The organism is Micromonospora sp. WMMD723, assembly GCF_049863385.1.
GTDB classification, from domain to species: Bacteria; Actinomycetota; Actinomycetes; order Mycobacteriales; family Micromonosporaceae; genus Micromonospora; species Micromonospora wenchangensis.
In genome coordinates this window covers 1,728,200-1,746,690 of the sequence record NZ_JBMKNR010000001.1, presented here as the reverse complement: position 1 = coordinate 1,746,690, position 18,491 = coordinate 1,728,200, and the positions used below count along the sequence as shown (strand labels likewise).

The 18,491-nt window shown below is 73.1% G+C and carries 15 protein-coding genes; 11 read left to right on the top strand and 4 right to left on the bottom strand.

What is annotated here, in order from left to right:
* From ACN261_RS07870 to ACN261_RS07825, 10 genes are all read left to right on the top strand, one after another.
* The gene (locus ACN261_RS07870) at positions 1 to 1,629 is read left to right on the top strand and encodes an NAD(P)/FAD-dependent oxidoreductase (protein WP_425849233.1); all 1,629 of its coding nucleotides are present in this window, start codon (positions 1 to 3) and stop codon (positions 1,627 to 1,629) included.
* Between the two features lie 223 nt (positions 1,630 to 1,852).
* On the top strand, positions 1,853 to 2,695 hold the full coding sequence (locus ACN261_RS07865) for an SAM-dependent methyltransferase (RefSeq protein ID WP_421484639.1): 843 nt from the start codon (positions 1,853 to 1,855) through the stop codon (positions 2,693 to 2,695).
* Positions 2,688 to 4,001: a cation:proton antiporter gene (locus tag ACN261_RS07860; protein WP_425849231.1), complete on the top strand. Its 1,314-nt coding sequence runs from the start codon at positions 2,688 to 2,690 to the stop codon at positions 3,999 to 4,001. Before ACN261_RS07865 ends, ACN261_RS07860 begins: the two co-directional genes overlap by 8 nt.
* Positions 4,002 to 4,014: 13 nt before the next feature.
* Positions 4,015 to 5,154, top strand: a complete 1,140-nt coding sequence (locus tag ACN261_RS07855) for an acyl-CoA dehydrogenase family protein (protein ID WP_421484637.1) — start codon at positions 4,015 to 4,017, stop codon at positions 5,152 to 5,154.
* Positions 5,151 to 6,620, top strand: coding sequence for an amino acid adenylation domain-containing protein (locus ACN261_RS07850; RefSeq protein WP_425849229.1), 1,470 nt, complete (start codon positions 5,151 to 5,153; stop codon positions 6,618 to 6,620). The genes ACN261_RS07855 and ACN261_RS07850 overlap by 4 nt, the downstream gene beginning before the upstream one ends.
* The gene (locus tag ACN261_RS07845; RefSeq protein WP_421484635.1) at positions 6,617 to 7,150 is read left to right on the top strand and encodes a flavin reductase family protein; all 534 of its coding nucleotides are present in this window, start codon (positions 6,617 to 6,619) and stop codon (positions 7,148 to 7,150) included. The genes ACN261_RS07850 and ACN261_RS07845 overlap by 4 nt, the downstream gene beginning before the upstream one ends.
* 297 nt (positions 7,151 to 7,447) lie before the next feature.
* Positions 7,448 to 8,656, top strand: coding sequence for a serine hydrolase domain-containing protein (locus ACN261_RS07840; protein ID WP_425849227.1), 1,209 nt, complete (start codon positions 7,448 to 7,450; stop codon positions 8,654 to 8,656).
* Positions 8,657 to 9,376: a VanZ family protein gene (locus tag ACN261_RS07835; protein WP_425849224.1), complete on the top strand. Its 720-nt coding sequence runs from the start codon at positions 8,657 to 8,659 to the stop codon at positions 9,374 to 9,376.
* A gap of 9 nt (positions 9,377 to 9,385) precedes the next feature.
* Complete coding sequence (locus ACN261_RS07830) at positions 9,386 to 10,069, top strand: response regulator transcription factor (RefSeq protein ID WP_204925374.1); 684 nt, start codon at positions 9,386 to 9,388, stop codon at positions 10,067 to 10,069.
* Positions 10,062 to 11,198, top strand: a complete 1,137-nt coding sequence (locus ACN261_RS07825; protein ID WP_421484632.1) for a sensor histidine kinase — start codon at positions 10,062 to 10,064, stop codon at positions 11,196 to 11,198. The genes ACN261_RS07830 and ACN261_RS07825 overlap by 8 nt, the downstream gene beginning before the upstream one ends.
* 18 nt (positions 11,199 to 11,216) lie before the next feature.
* Here ACN261_RS07825 and ACN261_RS07820 read toward each other — a convergent pair whose 3' ends face one another.
* Positions 11,217 to 14,087: a CHAT domain-containing protein gene (locus ACN261_RS07820; protein ID WP_425849221.1), complete on the bottom strand. Its 2,871-nt coding sequence runs from the start codon at positions 14,085 to 14,087 to the stop codon at positions 11,217 to 11,219.
* Between the two features lie 53 nt (positions 14,088 to 14,140).
* Here ACN261_RS07820 and ACN261_RS07815 point away from each other — a divergent pair, with 53 nt between their 5' ends.
* Positions 14,141 to 14,509 carry a hypothetical protein gene (locus tag ACN261_RS07815; RefSeq protein WP_421484630.1) on the top strand — a complete coding sequence of 123 codons (369 nt, stop codon included), beginning with the start codon at positions 14,141 to 14,143 and terminating at the stop codon, positions 14,507 to 14,509.
* An 832-nt stretch (positions 14,510 to 15,341) separates the two neighbouring features.
* Here ACN261_RS07815 and ACN261_RS07810 read toward each other — a convergent pair.
* Genes ACN261_RS07810 through ACN261_RS07800 form a run of 3 tightly spaced genes read right to left on the bottom strand, consistent with a single transcriptional unit; the run spans position 15,342 to position 18,486 of the window.
* The gene (locus tag ACN261_RS07810; RefSeq protein ID WP_425849218.1) at positions 15,342 to 16,961 is read right to left on the bottom strand and encodes a hypothetical protein; all 1,620 of its coding nucleotides are present in this window, start codon (positions 16,959 to 16,961) and stop codon (positions 15,342 to 15,344) included.
* Positions 16,958 to 17,812: a protein phosphatase 2C domain-containing protein gene (locus ACN261_RS07805; protein ID WP_421484628.1), complete on the bottom strand. Its 855-nt coding sequence runs from the start codon at positions 17,810 to 17,812 to the stop codon at positions 16,958 to 16,960. The genes ACN261_RS07810 and ACN261_RS07805 overlap by 4 nt, the downstream gene beginning before the upstream one ends.
* The gene (locus ACN261_RS07800; RefSeq protein WP_088642295.1) at positions 17,809 to 18,486 is read right to left on the bottom strand and encodes a vWA domain-containing protein; all 678 of its coding nucleotides are present in this window, start codon (positions 18,484 to 18,486) and stop codon (positions 17,809 to 17,811) included. The genes ACN261_RS07805 and ACN261_RS07800 overlap by 4 nt, the downstream gene beginning before the upstream one ends.
* Between the last annotated feature and the right edge of the window lie 5 nt (positions 18,487 to 18,491).

Below are 18,491 nucleotides of genomic sequence, written 5' to 3'. Positions count from 1 at the left end.
GTGACGACACCACATTCCACCGAGAAGTTCGACGTGGCGATCCTCGGCACCCACCTGGCGTGCAGCGTGCTCGCCACCGTACTCGCCCGGCACGGCCTACGGGTCGTGCTGGTGGACGCGCCGGGCCCGGACGAGATCGCCGGCGAGACGACCGTCCCCTACACCGCGGAGGTGTACTTCACCCTGGCCCGCCGGTTCGACGTCCCGGAGATCGCCGGGTTCGGGCTGACCAGCCTGTTGCCGGAACACATCAGGCAGACCAGCGGGATCAAACGCAGCCTGGGCTTCCTGCACCACACCGCCGGGCGGGAGCACGATCCCCGGCAGGCCGTCCAGTTCAACGTCCCCGGGGAACACGCCGAGTGGCATCCGTACCGGCCGCACGTCGACCAGCACGGCCTCGCCCTGGCCCGCCGGTACGGCGCCGTGCTGCTGCCCCACCGTCCGTCGGTCGCCGACGTCACCCTCGGCACCGACGGCGTGACCCTGCTGCTGGCGGACGGGACGCACTGCCGGGCGCGGTGCGTCGTCGACGGCAGCGGGTCGGCGTCGCCACTCGTACGCCGGCTGGAGCTGGACGACCCGGAGCCACGACTCACGATGCGCTCCCGGGTGCTGGCGGCCCACCTCACCGGTGTGACGCCGTTCGAGGACTGCGTCGACCTGACCCGCTACGACACCGCGACCGCCTTCTCGAAGGGCACCGTCAGCCACGTCTTCGCCGGCGGGTGGATCCAGGTCGCCCACTTCGACAACGGGACGCCGCACAACCCGTTGGCCGGTGTGGTGGCCAGCGTGGACCCGGTGCGCTTCGCCGAGCTGCCCGACGACCCGGAACGGGCGTTCCGTACCCTCGTCGCGCGGTTCCCCACCATCGAGCGGTGCTTCACCGGGGCCACCGTCAGCGGGGGCTGGCAGACCGGACGACCCTGGCAGCGGACCGTCTTCCGGACGGTGGGCGACCGCTGGCTGTTGTTCGACCGGACCGCGAGCCGCAACGACCTGTTCCTGTCCCGGGACCTGACCATGGGCGCGGAGATGGTGCACGCGCTGGCACCGGTGCTCATCCGGGCCGCCCGGCACGACGACTGGTCGGCCGACAGCCTTCGTCCCGTCGCGGACTTCCAGGAACGCCTGATCCGGTTCAACGACCGCCTGCTCTCGGCGGCGCGGGTGGCGACCACGGACTTCGGGCTCTGGAACGCCTACTCGCGGGTGTGGCTGTTGTGGTCGATGCTGTCGGCGCTCTCGCTCAAGGGCACCCGCAACGAGTGTCTCACCGGCGGCTCCTGGGAGGCGTTGGAGCGCGCGGACACCGGCCCCCGCTCGTTCGCGGTGCCCCGGGGACTGCCCGAACTGCTGGATTCGGTCTTCGACCTGATGGACGACGTGCGTCGGGGGGACCTCGCGGCGGTGACCGCGACCGAACGGATCTTCGGCCTGCTGCGTCGCGCGCCGATCGTGCCACCGGTGTACCGGTTCGCCGACCCGAAGGCCCGGTACTACCACTTCAGTCTGGACAAGCGCATCAGGATGCTGGTGTGGTCGAAGACGATCGCCCCGGCCGAGTTCCGACGGGTGATCACGAAGGAGAACCTGACCAACGTCCCGCCCGCCGCCGTGCGCTGACCGGCCGCACCGGGTGCGCATCCCCGACCGGCTCCGGCCGGTCGGGGCGGGGCGTCGCGGAGCACCCCTGACCCCCACCGGCGGTCGGCTCGGTGTGCCCGGCGAGGGCACCGCCGGGCCTGCCGGACCTCCACCTTGGATAGACCGACGCTCAAGGGTCCGCTGCCTACGCTGTGGCGCGAATCGTCCGGTCCGTGTGAACAACGTCGCGAGATGAGGTTCGATGTCTACCACCGAGACCATCCAACGTTTCTACGACTCGATCAGTGATCCGTACGCCCGCGCCTGGGACCACAACTTCCACCTCGGCTACTGGGACGACCCGGACGAGCCGGTCACCGTCGAGGCGGCGACCGAGCGGCTCACCGACGAGGTGCTGCGCCGGCTCGTGACGGCACCCGGCGACGCGGTGCTCGACGTGGGTTGCGGCATCGGCAAGCCCGCGATCCGCCTCGCCGCCACGCGGGACCTCACGGTCACCGGAGTGTCGATCAGCGAGGAGCAGATCGACGCCGCCCAGCGGGTGTCCACCGCGTACGGGCTGGCCGACCGGGCCCGCTTCGTCGCGGCGGACGCCGCCGACCTGCCCTTCCCCGCCGCGAGCTACGACGCGGTCTTCGCGTTGGAGTCCCTGCACCACATGGCGGACCGGGGCCGGGTGCTCGCCGAGATCGCCCGCGTGCTGAAGGCGGACGGTTCCTTCGTCATCGCCGACTACGCGCTGCGCCACCCGCCGACGCCCGGACAGGAGCAGATCGTGACGGAGTTCCGCAGCGCCTGCCATCTCGCCACCCTGAGCACCATCGACGAGTACGTGGCGGACGTGACGGCGGCGGGATTCGTGCCGATCGAGGTGGTCGACGTCAGCGAACACGTACAGCCGTCGTTGTTCCAGCACGTCCAGGCCATGCGGGACGCGCGCGCCGAGCTCGTGGGCAACCTGCCGCCCGGGGCCTTCGACCGGATGATCGAGTCGAGCGAGCGTTACGGACAGTTGTCGGCCGCGGGCTACGTGGTCATCGCGTGCCGGCGGGGCCGCCAGGGAAGCAACCGGAACGATGGCTGACGCCAACCCCACGGAATGGCACGTCGTCGTGGCGATCGGTGGCGCAGGGCTGCTCCTGCTCGTCATCACCGTCTTCGTCGGGCTCGCCCGGCGGCTACGCCAGCCGGCGGTCATCGGTGAGATGGCCGCCGGCATCGTTCTCGGGCCGAGTGTCCTGGGGTTGGTCGGCGGGGACCTGCCCGACGTGTTGTTCCCACCGGCCGTCCGGCCCTACCTGACGGTCGTGGCGCAGATCGGTGTGCTGCTGTTCATGTTCGTCATCGGGTGGGAGTTCGACCGTTCGATGGTCGCGGCGCACCGCAACCGGGCCGTCCTGATCTGGGTCGGATCGCTGGCGCTCCCGATGACGCTCGGCATGGGGCTGGCTCTCCTGCTCTACCGGCACACCGACCTCGTCGGCCGGGACGGCGTACCGGCCGTCGGCTTCGCGCTCTATCTGGGCGTCGCCATGTCGGTCACGGCGTTCCCCGTCCTGGCCCGGATCATCGTCGACCACGGGTTGCAGTCCAGGAGCCTGGGCGTGCTCGCGCTCGCGCTCGCGGCGGCCGACGACGTCTTCGCGTGGTGCGTGCTCGCCGTCTCCGTGGCGCTGGTGACGGTGTCGGGCCTCGGCGGATATCTCTCCGTCGTCGCCTGGTCGGCGGTCTATCTCGCCTGCATGGTGTGGGTGGTCCGGCCGGTGGCGGCGATCGCCGCCCGGCGGCTGTCCGCGTCGGCGGCCCCCTACCTGACGGTTGCCCTGGCCGGCGGGGTGTTCGCCTCGGCGTTCGCCACCTCCGCCATCGGTATCCACGCGATCTTCGGCGCGTTCTGCTTCGGCCTCGTCATGCCGCGTGGCTCCGACGGTGCGGTCCTGCGGCAGGCGGTCGAGCCGATCCGTCAGGTCGGGCTCGTGCTCATGCCGGTGTTCTTCGTCGTCACCGGACTCTCCGTCGACCTGACCACGTTCACCGGTTCGACGCTGCTGCTCACCGGCGTCATCATCGCCGTGGCGTGCCTGGGCAAGCTCGGTGGGGTCGCGCTACCCGCCCGGCTGAGCGGAATGAGCGCGCGGGACGCCACGGCGCTCGGCCTGCTCATGAACACCCGCGGTCTCACCGAGTTGGTGATCCTGAGCGTGGGCTTCTCCCTCGGTCTGCTGTCGGTGCAGCTCTACAGCGCAATGGTGGTGATGGCGCTGTTCACCACCGCGATGGCGGCCCCGCTGCTGGCCCTGACCCTGCGGGAAGGCCCGGCTAGGTCGGTGTCGCCCCCGCCGGAACCGGCCGACACCGACCTCGCCGGGCTGTCCGCCCGAACCGAGTAGCCCTGGAGGAATCGTGGATTTTCGATGGTCCCCAGCTCAGTCCGAGCGGTACGACAGGGTGCTGGGGCAGGCCCGGGAGCGTTTCCCGTCGGCGTCCGGGATCGGCACCGACGCGCACCGGGCCGACGGTTGGAAGCACCTCGCCGACATGGGTGTGCACGGCTGGTGCGTACCGACGGAGTACGGCGGTGAGGCACTCGGCGCCCTCGACACGGCGCGGCTGGTGGAGGCACTCGGGCGCGGTTGTGCCGACACCGGCCTGGTCTTCGGCGCCAGCGCCCAGCTGTTCTCCTGCACGGTGCCGATCCTGCACTTCGGCGACGCCGCGCTGCGGGCACGGCTGCTGCCCGCGATCTGCGCCGGTGAACTGGTCGTGGGCAACGCCATGACCGAGAACGAAGCCGGCTCGGACGTCTCCCGGCTGTCCGTGACGGCCCGGCGGGTGCCGGACGGATGGATCCTCGACGGGGAGAAGAGCTTCGTCAGCAACGGGCCGGTGGCCGACGCCTTCGTCACCTATGCGACCACCGATCCGGGCGCGGGTCATCTCGGTCTGAGCGCCTTCGTCATCGAGCGGCAGAGCGCGGGCGTCGGCGTCGGCCCGCGACACGACAAGATGGGACTGGCCGGGTGCCCCGCCGGCCCGCTCCGCCTGACCGGGTGCTTCGTACCCGACGCCCAGGTGCTCGGCACGCCGGGCCAGGGTGCCGCGATCTTCCAGACCGGGATGGCGTGGGAACGCACCTGCCTGTTCGCCGGCTATCTGGGACTCGCCGACCGCATTCTCGACCGGGTCACCGACCACGTGACGCACCGTCGCCAGTTCGGTCGGCCGTTGTCACGCTTCCAGGCCGTCTCCCACCGCCTGGCCGACATGGCGGTTCAGGTGGAGAGCGCCCGACTGCTGCTCTACCGGGCGTGTGACGAGATCGACCGGGGGCAGCCGGCGGCACTGTCGATCGCGATGGCGAAACTCGCGGTCTCCGAACACGTCCTGGCGGCTGCGCTGGACGCCGTCCGGCTCTTCGGCGCACGTGGCTACCTGCGGGACGAGGGGATCGAGGCGACGCTGCGCGACACCGTGCCGTCGGTGATCTTCTCCGGCACCTCCGACATCCAACGCGAGATCATCGCCAGGGAGCTCAAGCTATGAGACTGCACGACCTACTGGGTGTGGCGGCGCAGCGTCGGCCCGACGCGGTGGCGGTCGTCGACGACGGCGGGCCCACCTCGTACGGGGAGCTCGCCGGCCTCGCCGACCGGTACGCCGCCGGCCTGCGGGAGCGTGGCACGGGACCCGGCGACCGGGTCGTCATCTGGGCGGGCAAGACCGTGGAGACGGTCGCGCTCATGCAGGCCGTCCTGCGGGTGGGGGGGATCTACGTACCGGTGAGCCCCACCAACCCGGCATCGCGGGTGTCGCTCATCGCGAAGGACGCGGATGCGGCGCTCGTCGTCACCGGACCGCACCAGGCGGCGGACGCCGGTGAGATCACGCTCGCCGGTCGGGCTGTCGCCGAAGGACCGGAGCTGCTGCGCGATGCTGCCGACGGCACGCCGCCGCACGACTCCGCCGCTGACGACCCGGCGTACATCCTCTACACCTCAGGGTCGACCGGCACCCCGAAGGGCGTGTGCATCAGCCACCGCAACGCTCTGGCGTTCGTGGGGTGGGCCACCCGCACGGTCGGGGTGGGCCCGGGGGACCGGCTGTCCAACCACGCCCCCTTCAACTTCGACCTGTCGGTGTTCGACCTGTACGCGGCGTTCGCCGCCGGTGCTTCGGTGCACCTCGTGCCCGCCGGGTCGGCGTACTCGCCGGAGCAGCTGACGGCGTTCCTGCGCGAGCGGCGGATCACCGTCTGGTACTCGGTGCCGTCCGCCCTGACGCTCATGATGCGCGACGGTGACCTGCTGCGTGGCGGTCCACCCCCGGACCTGCGCGCGTGCATCTTCGCCGGGGAGGTGTTCCCGCTGCCCGATCTGGCCCGGCTGAGGCGGGCCTGGCCGACGGTACGGTTCTGGAACTGGTACGGGCCGACCGAGACCAACGTGTGCACCTCGTACGAGGTCACCGGACTCGACGTCGACGTCGAGCGACCACTGCCGATAGGTACGGCGAGCGCCGGCAACGAGGTGCGCATCGTCGACCCGGCGGGGGACGGCACCGGTGAGATCGTCGTGACCGGTCCGACGGTGATGCTCGGTTACTGGGGGCGGCCTCCCCAACAGGGCGCCTACCACACCGGTGACCTCGGCCGGCAGGACGCCGACGGCCTGCTGCACTACGTCGGCCGGCGGGACCAGCAGGTCAAGGTGCGGGGCCACCGGATCGAACTCGGAGAGATCGAGAACGCGATCGCCACCCTTCCGGGCGTCGAGGAGGTCGCGGTGGTGGCCTGTGGTGACGGACTCGACCGGGCACTGCACGCCTTCGTCGTCCCCGCCTCCGGTGTGCGGCTGTCGTCCCTCGACGTGCGCCGTTGGTGCGCCGAACGGCTTCCGTCATACATGATCATCGATCGGTTGCACGCGGTGGAGGCACTGCCGAGGACCGCGAACGGAAAGGTGGATCGGCGCAGCCTCGGCTCGCGCCCGGACCTGGGAGGAAAATCATGACGAGTTCCGCACCGGACACGCCCCGGCCGTCGGTGTGCCCCGCGACGTTCCGGGTCATCATGGCGTCCTTCGCCAGCGGGGTCTGCGTCGTCACGACCCTCGACGAGTACGCGCGTCCGCGTGGCTTCACCTGTTCCGCGTTCTGCAGCGTCTCGGTCGACCCTCCGCTGCTGCTCTCCAGCGTCAGCAGCCAGAGCTCCACCCTGACCGCCGTGCGGGACTGCGGACGCTTCGCGGTCAACATGCTCGGTCGGCACGCCCGTGACGTGTCGGCGTTGTTCGCCTCGGCCGTGGACGACCGGTTCGACCGTGTCGCCTGGGCCCCGGGCCCGGCCGCCGGGATGCCGCTGCTCGCCGACACGGTCGCCGACGCGGAGTGCGAGTTGACCGACCTCGTGTCGGTCGGCGACCACACGCTGATGATCGGCCGGGTCGTCGGTGGTGGCGTGCGGTCCGAGCGTTCCCCGCTGGCGTACTGGCGCGGTGGCTACGCCGAGGTGCTGCCGGCGGGCCCGGCCGGACGCCGGTGACGATCCCGCCGCCTCCGGGCTGCCGCGACCGCAGGCGGGACGGCGACTCCACCGGATCCGACTGAAGCCGGTCACACATCGTCCTGGGGTGACGGGCCCTGCCGGAACGGCAGGGCCGTTATCGCGGGCGTATCGGAAAACCCATACGCCACCGCAACGTCCGTGCGCCTTGAATCCGGGGATGGACCGGACCGCAGCACTCTCAGCGCACGATTCATCGACGGAACAAGGGGCGTGACCATGCATTCGGATACCGCACGGGGTATCGACCGGCGGCGGTTGGTCACCTGGGGTGCAATGGCCGCCGCAGGCCTGGTGGCGGCGGGCGGGCCGTTGGCGGCTGCCGGCACCGGCCACGCCGGGCCGACCCGCACCGGCCCGTCCGGGCGCGACCGGGCCCTGCCGGACACCCGGCCCGGCGGGGCCTACGACCGGTACGTGGCCCAGCTGGCCGCCGAGGGCAGGTTCTCGGGCGTGGTGCTGCTGTCCCACCGGGGCCGGACGGTGCTGTCCCGCAGCTACGGCATGGCCGACCGGGAGCGGCAGGTCCGCAACCACGAGGGCACCGCCTTCAACCTCTCCTCGGGCAGCCAGCCCTTCCTGTCGGTGGCCATCCTCCAACTGGTGCAGCAGGGCAGGGTGGGGCTGGCCGACCCGGTGGGCAGCTACCTGACCGGGCTCGCCGCTCCGATCGCCGAGCAGGTGACCATCCACCACCTGCTCACCAACACCTCCGGCCTGGACGCCCCGATGCCGGACTGGCAACGCGTCTTCCACAGCCGGGAGGAGGTGCACGGGTACCACGAGCAGTGGGTCCGGCAGGCGACGCTGACGGGGGTGCCCGGCACCGGGTCCAACGGCCACCTTCCCGGTGGGGGCGTCGGCCTGGCCATGGCCGCGCAGGTCGTGGAGGCCGTGTCCGGCACGACGTTCTGGGACTACGTGCACGAGCACGTGTTCGGGCGCTGCCGGATGACCGGCTCGGCGTTCTACACCAGGGACCAGTGGCTCACCGACGAGCACATCGCACACCCCTACCTGCGGCAGGCCGACGGCAGCCTGGTCGACGCCGTCCGCAACCTGGACAGGGGCAGCCTCGACCCGAACATCCTGGGCCGCAACCCGGGCCGGGCCTTCATCGGGTACGCCTCGGGCGACGGCTTCGCCACCGCACCGGACCTGGTCCGGTTCGCCGAGGCGCTGCGCGACGGCACGCTGCTCGACCGGCCGTACGCCGACCTGTTCGCCGGGGCCAAGCTCCCGGGCCCGGTGCCCACGGCGTACGAGGGGTACACGATGCCGGTGAGCATCGTCAACGGCCAGTGGGTGATCGGCCGGGGCGGCGGGGCCGGCGGCATCGGCGCGAACTGGAGCATCTACCCGGACACCGGGTGGGTCGGCGTCATCCTCGGCAACACCGACGGCATACCCATGCTGGACATCTGCCTGCGGGAGGCCGAGGCCGTCACCGGAGCGCCGGTCGGCCCGCCCGGCGGCGGTGGCTGAGTGATCCGGTTGGATTTCCCGACCCGGACCGTCGTGCCCGCCGGCCTGGCTGTCCTCGGGCTGGCGGGCGCGGCGTTCACCGTACGGCGGCCACTGCTGATGTCCGCCCCGACGTGTCTGGCCGGACGGTGGCACGGCTGCTACGACACGTTCAACGGGGTGGTGCTCATGACCCTGGTGGGCCTGCCGGTGGCGGCCCTGGTGGGGTGGGCGCTGGCACGGCTGCGGCGGGCCGCCGGCGTCACCTCGGCGTGGCGCAGGTCGCTGGCCGAGGTGGGCATGGTCTACGGGACGGTGCCGTTCGTGTGGATGACCCTGATGCCGGGAGCCGCGCCGGGCGTCGCCCCCGGCCGGGTGAGTCTGGTCCCGCTGCGGGACCTGGTCACGATGGGGCCGATCGGGATCGGCGGCAACCTGCTGGTCCTCGCGGCGCTGGGATTCTTCGCCCCGGTCCGGTTCCCGGCGCTGGCGTCGGTGCCGCGGGTCCTGGCGCTCGGTGCCGGCTGCTCGGTCCTGATCGAGACCGCACAGTACGTCCTGTGGCTGGACCGGGTGTCGTCGGTGGACGACGTGCTGGTCAACACCGTCGGCGCCGGGCTGGCCGCGCTCGCCTCACGCCGCTGGTGGCGTACCCCGGGCAGGGTGCCGCCCCGTCCCGCGCCGGCACCGGCGACCCGGGGCCGGCACGAGCGCGGCGGTGCCGCCGCCCGCCGGCCATAGGCTGCCGACGTGCGCGTACTGATCGTGGAGGACGAGCCGTTCCTGGCCGAGGCCGTCCGGGACGGCCTGCGGCTGGAGGCGATCGCCGCCGACATCGCCCCCGACGGCGACACGGCCCTGGAACTGCTCGCCCTCAACCACTACGACCTGGCGATCCTCGACCGCGACATCCCCGGCCCCTCCGGCGACGAGGTCGCCCGACAGGTCGTCGCCTCCGGCAGCGGCATGCCGATCCTCATGCTCACCGCCGCCGACCGGATCGACGACAAGGCGTCCGGCTTCCAGCTCGGCGCCGACGACTACCTGACCAAACCGTTCGACCTGCGGGAACTCGTGCTCCGGATCAGGGCGCTCGACCGCAGGCGCGGGCACGCCCGGCCCCCGGTCCGCGAGACCGCCGGCCTGCGGGTCGACCCGTTCCGCCGGGAGGTCTTCCGCGACGGACGCCACGTCGCGCTGACCCGCAAGCAGTTCGCCGTGCTGGAGGTCCTCGTCGCCGCCGAGGGCGGGGTCGTCAGCGCCGAGGAACTGCTGGAACGGGCCTGGGACGTCAACGCCAACCCGTTCACCAACGCCGTCCGGATCACCGTCTCCACCCTGCGCAAACGGCTCGGCGAGCCGTGGATCATCGCCACCGTGCCCGGCGTCGGCTACCGCATCGACACCGGACACCCGGGAGACGGCCGTGGCTAGGGCGCCCGGTCTGAGCGTCCGGCTCAAACTGACCCTCAGCTACGCCGGGTTCGTCATGCTGGCCGGTGGCCTGCTCCTGGTCACCGTGTGGGTGTTCCTGCTGCGGTACGTGCCCGAGGTGATCGACGCCCCGCCCGCGCCGGCACCCGACGGGTCCCTTCCCCCCACCCCCGTCATGTTCGTGCCGGACCGCTTCGACCTGCTGCGCGCGTTCGCCCCGCGAGCGGTCCAGGTGCTGGCGATCCTGCTGGTCTTCGGCCTGCTGGGCGGCTGGGTCCTGGCCGGCCGGATGCTCGCGCCGCTGACCCGCATCACCCACGCCACCCGGGTGGCGGCGGCCGGGTCGCTGTCCCACCGGGTCCGGCTGGAGGGCCGTCGGGACGAGTTCCGGGAACTTTCCGACGCGTTCGACTCGATGCTCGCACGACTCGAATCCCACGTCGCCGAGCAGCAGCGGTTCGCCGCGAACGCCTCGCACGAACTGCGTACCCCGCTGGCGATCTCCCGTACCCTGCTCGACGTCGCCCGCCGGGACCCCGACGCCGGGCCGGCCGAACTCCTCGACCGGCTGCACGCCGTCAACCAGCGGGCGATCGACCTCACCGAGGCGCTGCTGCTGCTCGGCCACGGCGACCGGGGCACCTTCGCCCGTACCGACGTCGACCTGTCCCTGCTCGCCGAGGAGGCCGCCGAGACGCTGCTCCAGCTCGCCGAGCGACGTCGGACCACCCTGGAGGTCACCGGCGGGGCGGCCCGGACCAGCGGCTCCGCCGAACTCCTGCTGCGGATGGTGACTAACCTCGTGCAGAACGCCGTCGTCCACAACCTGCCCACCGGCGGCACCGTGACGGTCCACACCGGGGCGTCCGGCGACAACTGCCTGCTACGGATCGAGAACACCGGTCGCCGGCTCCCGCCCGAGCTGGTACCGACCTTCACCGAGCCGTTCCAACGCGGCACGGAACGGGTCCGCACCGACGAACACGCCGGCTTCGGACTTGGCCTGGCCATCGTGCACAGCATCGTCCGCGCCCACGCCGGAACCCTCGACCTCGTCGCCCGCCCCGACGGAGGTCTCACGGTCACGGTCCGGCTCCCCGGCATCGGCCATCCCGGCCGGACGGGGTGACCGGCCGGCCCGGGACTGCTACGGACCGGTGTGGATCAGCGCCGCCCACACCTCCGGACGGTCCGGGTGCGCACGCCGTACCCGGTCGATGGCCCGGTCCAGCGCAACGGCCGCACCGTCGGCGTCCAGGCGGCCCCCCGCCTTCAGTCCGGCGTAGACGTCGTCGGCGACCTGGGCCGCCACCCGGTCGGAGACCGCCCACTGGCTGCCGATGACGTGCCGGAAGCCGGCCATCTGCAACGCCGCGGTGAGGTGGATGCCCTCGTCGGGCAGGTCCCGACCACCGGCCGCGGTGCGGCACGCGGACAGGTAGGCCAGGTCGCAACCGCCGGCCGACCTGCTGCGCATGGCGAGCCGGCCGGCCAGGTCCAGGACGCTGAGCTTGCCGTCGACCAGGCGGAGGGCGGCGGCGCTGGGCCGCTTGAAGTCCTGGTCGCCGTGGCAGGCGAAATGCGCCCAACTGTGCTGTTCGAGCGCGGTCAGCACGCCCTCGACGGTGGCGCTGCGGCCGGAGAGCACCCGCAGGCCGGGCACGTGCGAGCTGACCGCGCGCAGCTCGTCGCTGACCGCGGGCAGCGGCGCCTGGCCGGGCAGGGTGCCGAGCCCCACCGCGAACGCCTGCGGCGCCCCGTCCGGCGTCGGGGTGGCGCGGGCGCGCAGCAGCGCTGACAGGCTCGGGGTGTACGACGACACGCAGCGGGCGGCGACCGAGATCCGGCGTCTCGCGGCGAGCGGGGCGCTCGCGCCGAACCGGCCGGCGGCGTGCAGCGGCAGCATCGTCAACGGCCCGGTCGGGCACCACCACACCCGGTGCCGCCGGTCCGGACCGCCACCGAGGATGTCGTCGAGGGCCGCGCAGACGGACTCGCCGACGGTGTCCCAGAGCCACCGCTGCAGGTACACCAGCGTCTGGCGCAGCGCGGCCCGCTCGACCGGCCCGCCGCCCTGCTCCACCGCCCGCTGCACATCGAGGAACGCCACGGCCCGACGCTGCGCGGTGTCGTGGGACAGCCACGGCAACGGCACGGCGCGTACCCCGTCGGCGGTGACGATGATCGCGTCGCTGCGCCAACGGGACGTGTTGACCAGCACCGCCGCCCCGCCCGCGCAGGCCGGCTGGAGGGCGGCGAACGACGGCGGGTGCAGGAAGTTCTCGAAGCCCGGCAGGCGGCGGGCCTCGGCCGCGAGCTGCTCCCAGCGTTCCGCCAACCGGCGACGGTGACCGGCGTCCTCGGTCCCGGCGTGGTGCGGTCCACCCAGCGCGCCGGCAAGCAGGTCGCGGCCCAGCTCCCAGCCGGGACGGACCGGCAGCTCGACGACCGGGGACGCCCCGGTTCCGTCCAGCTCCCGACGGGTCCGGTCGAGTTCCCCGGCGAGCGCGGGTGCGACCGCGGCCAGCTCGGACAGGTCGCTGCGGGTCTGCAGGGCCTGCGACCACAGCACCTGACGGCCCTGCTCCAGCAGCTCCACCGCGCGGTGCGGCTGCCCGGCGGCGATGGCCCAGGCAGCCGCGTCACCGGCCAGGCCGGACACCGCGGCCAGCCGTTTCTCCTGCACGGTACGGTCCAGACCCCGCCAGGCGAGCAGCGGCAGCAGACCCACGGCGGTGCCGTACGCCTCCAGGGCCAGCTCGGCGTCACCGGCCTCGGCGGCGGTCTGCGCCCAGGTGCGGGCCGCGGTCATCCGGATTCCGACGGCACCTGCCCGGGAGGCCGCCGCCGACCGCCACATGCCGACCGCGGCGTCGAGATCGGCCGGGTCCCGACCGATCAGGTAGCGCGTCCGCAGTGCCGTGCCGAGCACGTTGAGGGCCCGCGCCCGGTCCGGATGGCCGGGGGAGAATCCGGCCAGCGCGGCCATGCCGGTGTCGACGGCGTCGCTGACCCCGGCCGGGTCGCTGCTCATCCGCGCCCGGACGAGCAGCGAGTGGGCCAGGCTGACCATGTGACCGGCCCGTTGGGTGCCGGCCGTCGGCGCGTCGGCGGCCTCCCGGGAGCTGCGGATCGCCTCGTCCAGGTGCACCGACGAGTTGCTGCTGAGGCCGTGCATGACCAGCAGGACGCCGTGGGTGGCCAGCAGTTGCGCACGGACCGTGCCGATGCTCGGCAGGTCGGCGACGACCTGCCGGCTGACCCGGACCGCCTCGCGCAGGTCGGCGTCGTCGTCGCCGTCCAGGCTCACCCAGCGTTGCATCAGCGCGATGGCCAGCACACCGTTGAGGGCGGCCCGGTCGATGTGCCGTGCGGGAATGGTGGCCAGGCCGCGGCGGCAGTGCGCGATCGCCTCGTCGACGTCCCCCGGGCTACCGGTCCGGGCGAACCGGGTGACCAGGCAGAGCGCCAGCAGCTGGTGGGCGGTGAGCACGTGGTCCGGGTCGGTCGAGCGGTGCACCTCCCGGCCGAGCCGGACGGCCGTGTCGATGTCCGCCAGCTGGCCCAACCTCTCGAAACTGAGCCGGTACACGTTCACGCAGCGGAGCAGCACGTCGATCCGCAGCGGGTCGTCGGCGTCGACGGCGGCCACCGCGACGTCCGCGTGCCGCTTCGCCATGGACAGGTCCGACACCTCGCGCCGCTGTTCGAACCGGAAGCCGACGACCATGGCGAGCTGGGCGTTGACGTACGCCCACCACGGATCGTCGGAGGGGGTCAACGCCGTGGCCCTCCCGGCGGCGGCCACCGCGGCGTCGAGCTGCTTCGGGTCCGAGGCGCGGCCCCGCAGCATCAGGACGGTGGAGAGCGCGGCGAGCGCGTCCACCCGGGACGGGTCCGCCGCGAGCAGGTCCCGCGCCACGCCCTCGGCCCGGACCAGCAGCGACTCGTCACCACTGTCGTTGTAGGCGGCGATGAGCGCGTCCACCGCATCGATGGACCGCTCGGGCGATGGCACCGGCTCAGTAGATTCGACGGCAGCTCGGGCGTCAACCGACGGGAGTGTCGTACATGGAGCAGAGCCGCCTGCTGGCCGAGTTGTGCGCCGCCGTGCCGACCCTGCGTGAACGCGCGGAGGCGGGGGCGTGGAGCGACCTGCTCGACGAACTCCTCGACGAGCTGGCCGCCGGCAGGCCGGTGGTGGAGGTCTGCCGGCAGCTCGGCTGGGCGACCGGGACCGAGACCGAGCGCAGCATCGGCGTCGGCCCGCCGGACCACGCCGAGGGCGCCCGGCTGGAGGGTCTCGCGCCGGTGGTGCTCGACGGCGACTACCGCTGCCCGCTGCGCCGCTGCTCGCGTCGGGCCCACCGCGACGACCGGGGGCGGGTGCCCCACTGCGCGCTCGCCGACACGGCGATGACGTACCGGTCCGAGCCATGATCGAGGTGCTGCTGGGCGAGGTCGGACGGCGGATCAACGACCGCTGGCTGACCCGGGCGCTCGGCCCGGCCCTGCTGTGGCTCGCGGTGGCCGCCTTCGCCGTGCTACCGGGGCGTGATGCCGTCTTCGACGTGCGCGGGGCGGCGCTCGCCGCCGCCGACGCGGTCGACCACCTGCGGGAGCGGGTCGGCCTGGCCCTGGTGGTCGGGGCGCTCGTCGTCGCGGCCGCGGCGGTGGCCGCCGGCTGCGCCCAGGCGGCCGCCGGGGCCGTCCGCCTCGTCTGGCTGGGCACCTGGGCCGGCCCGGCCCGCCGGCTGGCGACCGCGTTGACCGCCCGTCGGCGGGCCGCCGCCGAGCGCCGGTTCACCGCACGGGCACGGGTCGTTCCGGCGGTGTACCTGCCGGCCCGACCCACCTGGATCGGCGACCGGATCCGGCTCGCCGACGACCGGGTGGCCGCGCAGTACGGCCTGCGCCTGGGCCTGATCTGGCCGCGCCTGTGGCTGCTGCTCACCCCCGAGGGACGCACCGACGTGCTGCAGGCGCGGGACCGGCTCGACCGGGCCGTCGCCTGGGCCGGCTGGGCGGTGCTCTGTCTCGCGCTGACCCCGTGGTGGTGGCCGGCGGCGGTGCTCGGCGTGACCGTCGGTGTCGTCTCCTGGCGGCGGGCCCGGTCGGCGGCGGGCCTGTTCGCCGACCTCGTGGAGGCGACCGTCGACCTGCGGCACCGTGGCCTGGTCGCCGAGCTGGGCTTCCCGGTCGAGCAGGGGCGTCCGCTACCGCCGTCCACCGCTGCCGCCGTCAACGACCTGCTGCACAAGGGTGCCAGCGGTCACGGGCAGTACGACCGGGTCGGCGCGGAGAGCGAGCCGACACCGTACCCGTCGTCGTCGGTGACGAGCGACAGCCGGGAGCGCCAGCAGCCGGACGACGAGCCGGCACCGTCCGGGTCGAACACCACGTTGACCTGAGGGTTGCCGTCGGTCGCGGTACGGATGCCGATGATCGTCGCGACGGGGAACGGGCCGTTCTTCGTCAGGGTGGCGGCCCGGGCGAGCTGGGTCCGGCTGCGGTCGTCCAGGCGTAGTGAGTCGGTGTTGATCCCGCACAGGAAGCCACGGACGGCGGTGACCGAGGACTTCGTCCGGGTGGACGTCCGGTTCAGACCACTGCCCACCCTGACGTCGGTGAAGAGACAGGGCCTGGCCAGCGGAAGGAGCTTCTCCAGGTCGAGCCCGGTCCGCAGGGGCAGGCCGGGATACCGGGTCGCCCCGGCCGCACCGCCGGTGGGCCGGGTCAGACCCGGGATCCCCGTCGGCAACGGGGGATAGGACGGCTGCCCGAGCAGTCCCGTCGGGAGAACCGGCCTGGTCGGGTAGGGCCTGCCCGGGGAGTCGTCGTTGCCACTGAGCAGGCCGGCCAGCACCGCGACCGCGGCCAGTGCCGCGACGGCCAGACCCCAACCCCGGCCGGCCGGTCGGGCAACGGCCATCGCGGACGCGGGGACGACGCGGCGGACCGGGTCGGGGCGGACGGTGGCAGGGCGGGTCGGCTCCGGGCCGGTCGGGGCGGTGGCGGCCCGTTGCGGCGGTGGCGTCGGCGGGGTGCGGCGGATGCTCCGCTCCAGGGCGTCCGACCACTGCTGCGGGGCGGGTCGCAGGTGCGGGGCGGGGTCCAGGCTCCGGCCGGCGAGGGTGACCAGGTGCCGGTCGAGCCGGGGCCGGGCCGCCTGCGGGTCACGGGTCTGCTGGTCACCGGCGAACAGGCGTACCGCGAGCAGCCCGAACTTGTACGCGTCGGTGGCGGGCGTGGCCAGTTCCTCGGCGTCCGCGTCCGGCACGTGCCACTCGGGGGTTTCGGCCTGCGCCAGCACCGAGTCCCCGTCGAGCCGCATCGCGTCGCAGTCGATGAAGTAGCACCGGGGCCGGGAGTCGAGGCTGAACAGCAGGTTGTTAGGTGACAGGTCGCCGACGCAGACGCCGAGCCGGTGCAGCAGGGTCAGCGCCTCGCCGGTGTCCCGCAGCAGTTCCAGGCGCATCCGGTCGTCGACGTGCAGCCCCCGGTCGAGCAGGTAGTCGTCACTGTTCAACAGGTACTGCACCTGGGCCAGGACGGTGTCCGGCCCGCGCGGCAGTTGGATGCGGACCCGGAACCGGTCGGGTACCCGTGGCATCAGGAACCCCCGGACCACGCCCTCCTTGCGGACGATCGCGGTGGGCCAGGCGGCGAGACCGAGCAGCGTCTCCGCATCCGGGCCGGCCCCGGCGGCGAGCCGGACGAAGCGGTTCAACGTGGTGACGTCGACGTCGTCGACGAACCGGGTCGCGTACTCCTTGTAGACCCAGCGGGGGTCCTCGGTGAGGGCGTAGACGGTGCCCTGGCCGCCGGTGCCGATGCGGGTACGCGGGCCGAGAGCCGACAGGCTCACCTCGGGCGGCAGCGGGCCGGTCATGACGGCTCGGGCGGCACCGGCCAGACGGCCAGCACGGTGCGGTCGTCGTCCCACGACCCGCCGGTGAAGTCGAGCATCCAGGCGAGTCGGGTCATCGCGGGCGGCGTGGTCAGCGCGTCGCCGAACAGCCGCCCGAGGTCCCCGGTGCCGGGGCCGAGCGGCTCGGCGAAGCCGTCGGTGGCCAGCACCAGCACGTCGTCGGCGTCGAGCGTCACCGCCACCGGGTCGACCTCGGCGGGCACCCGGGGCAGGGCGGCGACGCCGTCCGGGAGCAGTTCGTCCTGCGGGTCGGCCGGGTCGGTGAACAGCGGCTCCCACCCGCCGTCGCGCAGCCGCCAGGCGGCCGAGTCGCCGACCCGGACCAGATGGGCGACCGCCCGTCCGGGGCCGTCCGGGCGGACCAGGGCGACGACCACGGTGCTGGCCAGCAGCGTCTCGGCCCGCTGCGGATCGGTCTCGCCCAGTTGCCGCCCGGCGTACTCGACGAGCGCCCAGCCCGCGCAGCGCAGCAGGTCGTGCCAGTCGACGGGGTCGTCGGCGCGTTGCAGGTAGTCGACGACCGTCCGGCACACCATGGTCGCGCCCAGGTGGGACAGCGGGGCGTTGGAGACCCCGTCGGCGACCACGGCGATCACCGAACCGGCCGCCGTGGCCAGCGCGAAGTCGTCCTGCCGGGGTACGCCGGACGCCCGGTGGCCGGGTCCGCGCACCGAGGCCGCCCGTACCTCGAAACCGGCAGCCGCCCAGCCGTCGGCCACGGTGTCCGGCCGGTACGGCTGCGTCTGCGGGGCGCGGGACGGCACCTGCGGACCCGGCACCCCGATCAGCGGCGGCACCCAGTCGAAGCTCACACCACGTCCACGGCCATCCGGAAGCTGTCCGGCCGCTCCACGACCAGCTCTGCGGTGTCGCCCCCGACCGCCTGCCCCGACCTGATGACGCTGCGGGTCAGCGCGGTGCAGAACTCGGCGATCGCGAAGCCCACCTCCACCCCCGGCGTGGCCACGAACGCGAACTCCGGCCGGGTCGCCACGTGCAGGATCGTCTCGGCCCGCGCCTCACCGATGCCGCACGCGATGATGTTCGGCGCGGTCGGGGTGCGTTCCCGGTCGGTCAACTCGGCGTAGACCGGCTCCCACTGGCCCGGGTCGGTCGGCTGCCCGTCGCTGAGGAAGAACACCGCAGGCCGGTGCACCGCGAAGCCCTCCCGCTTGAGGGCCCGTACGTCGGCCGGGATCCGGTCGACCAGCAGACTGAACGCGACGCCGTAGGCGGTCCCGGCGCGCACCGACAACTGCGGCAGCGCCGTCTCGTTGCGCAGGTCGGACAGGGCCGAGTGGACGATCACGTCGTCGGAGAAGCCGATGATCGAAAATCTGACCTTGGCTGCGGCGAGGGGCTCGCGCAGCAGGGCGTCGTGCAACGACTGGAGCCCGGCGTTCAGCTCACCCACCACCGGTGTCATGGAGACGGACTCATCCGCCACCAGGTAGACCGGTAGCACCCGCCCGGCAGTCTCCGCCATGCGTA

Excerpts from the sequence above, each read along its gene's own strand:
- ACN261_RS07865 (WP_421484639.1), top strand. The coding sequence starts at position 1,853 with ATGTCTACCACCGAGACCATCCAACGTTTCTACGACTCGATCAGTGAT.
- ACN261_RS07860 (WP_425849231.1), top strand. The coding sequence starts at position 2,688 with ATGGCTGACGCCAACCCCACGGAATGGCACGTCGTCGTGGCGATCGGT.
- ACN261_RS07850 (WP_425849229.1), top strand. The coding sequence starts at position 5,151 with ATGAGACTGCACGACCTACTGGGTGTGGCGGCGCAGCGTCGGCCCGAC.
- ACN261_RS07845 (WP_421484635.1), top strand. The coding sequence starts at position 6,617 with ATGACGAGTTCCGCACCGGACACGCCCCGGCCGTCGGTGTGCCCCGCG.
- ACN261_RS07840 (WP_425849227.1), top strand. The coding sequence starts at position 7,448 with ATGGCCGCCGCAGGCCTGGTGGCGGCGGGCGGGCCGTTGGCGGCTGCC.
- ACN261_RS07815 (WP_421484630.1), top strand. The coding sequence starts at position 14,141 with ATGGAGCAGAGCCGCCTGCTGGCCGAGTTGTGCGCCGCCGTGCCGACC.
- ACN261_RS07810 (WP_425849218.1), bottom strand. The coding sequence starts at position 16,961 with ATGACCGGCCCGCTGCCGCCCGAGGTGAGCCTGTCGGCTCTCGGCCCG.
- ACN261_RS07800 (WP_088642295.1), bottom strand. The coding sequence starts at position 18,486 with ATGGCGGAGACTGCCGGGCGGGTGCTACCGGTCTACCTGGTGGCGGAT.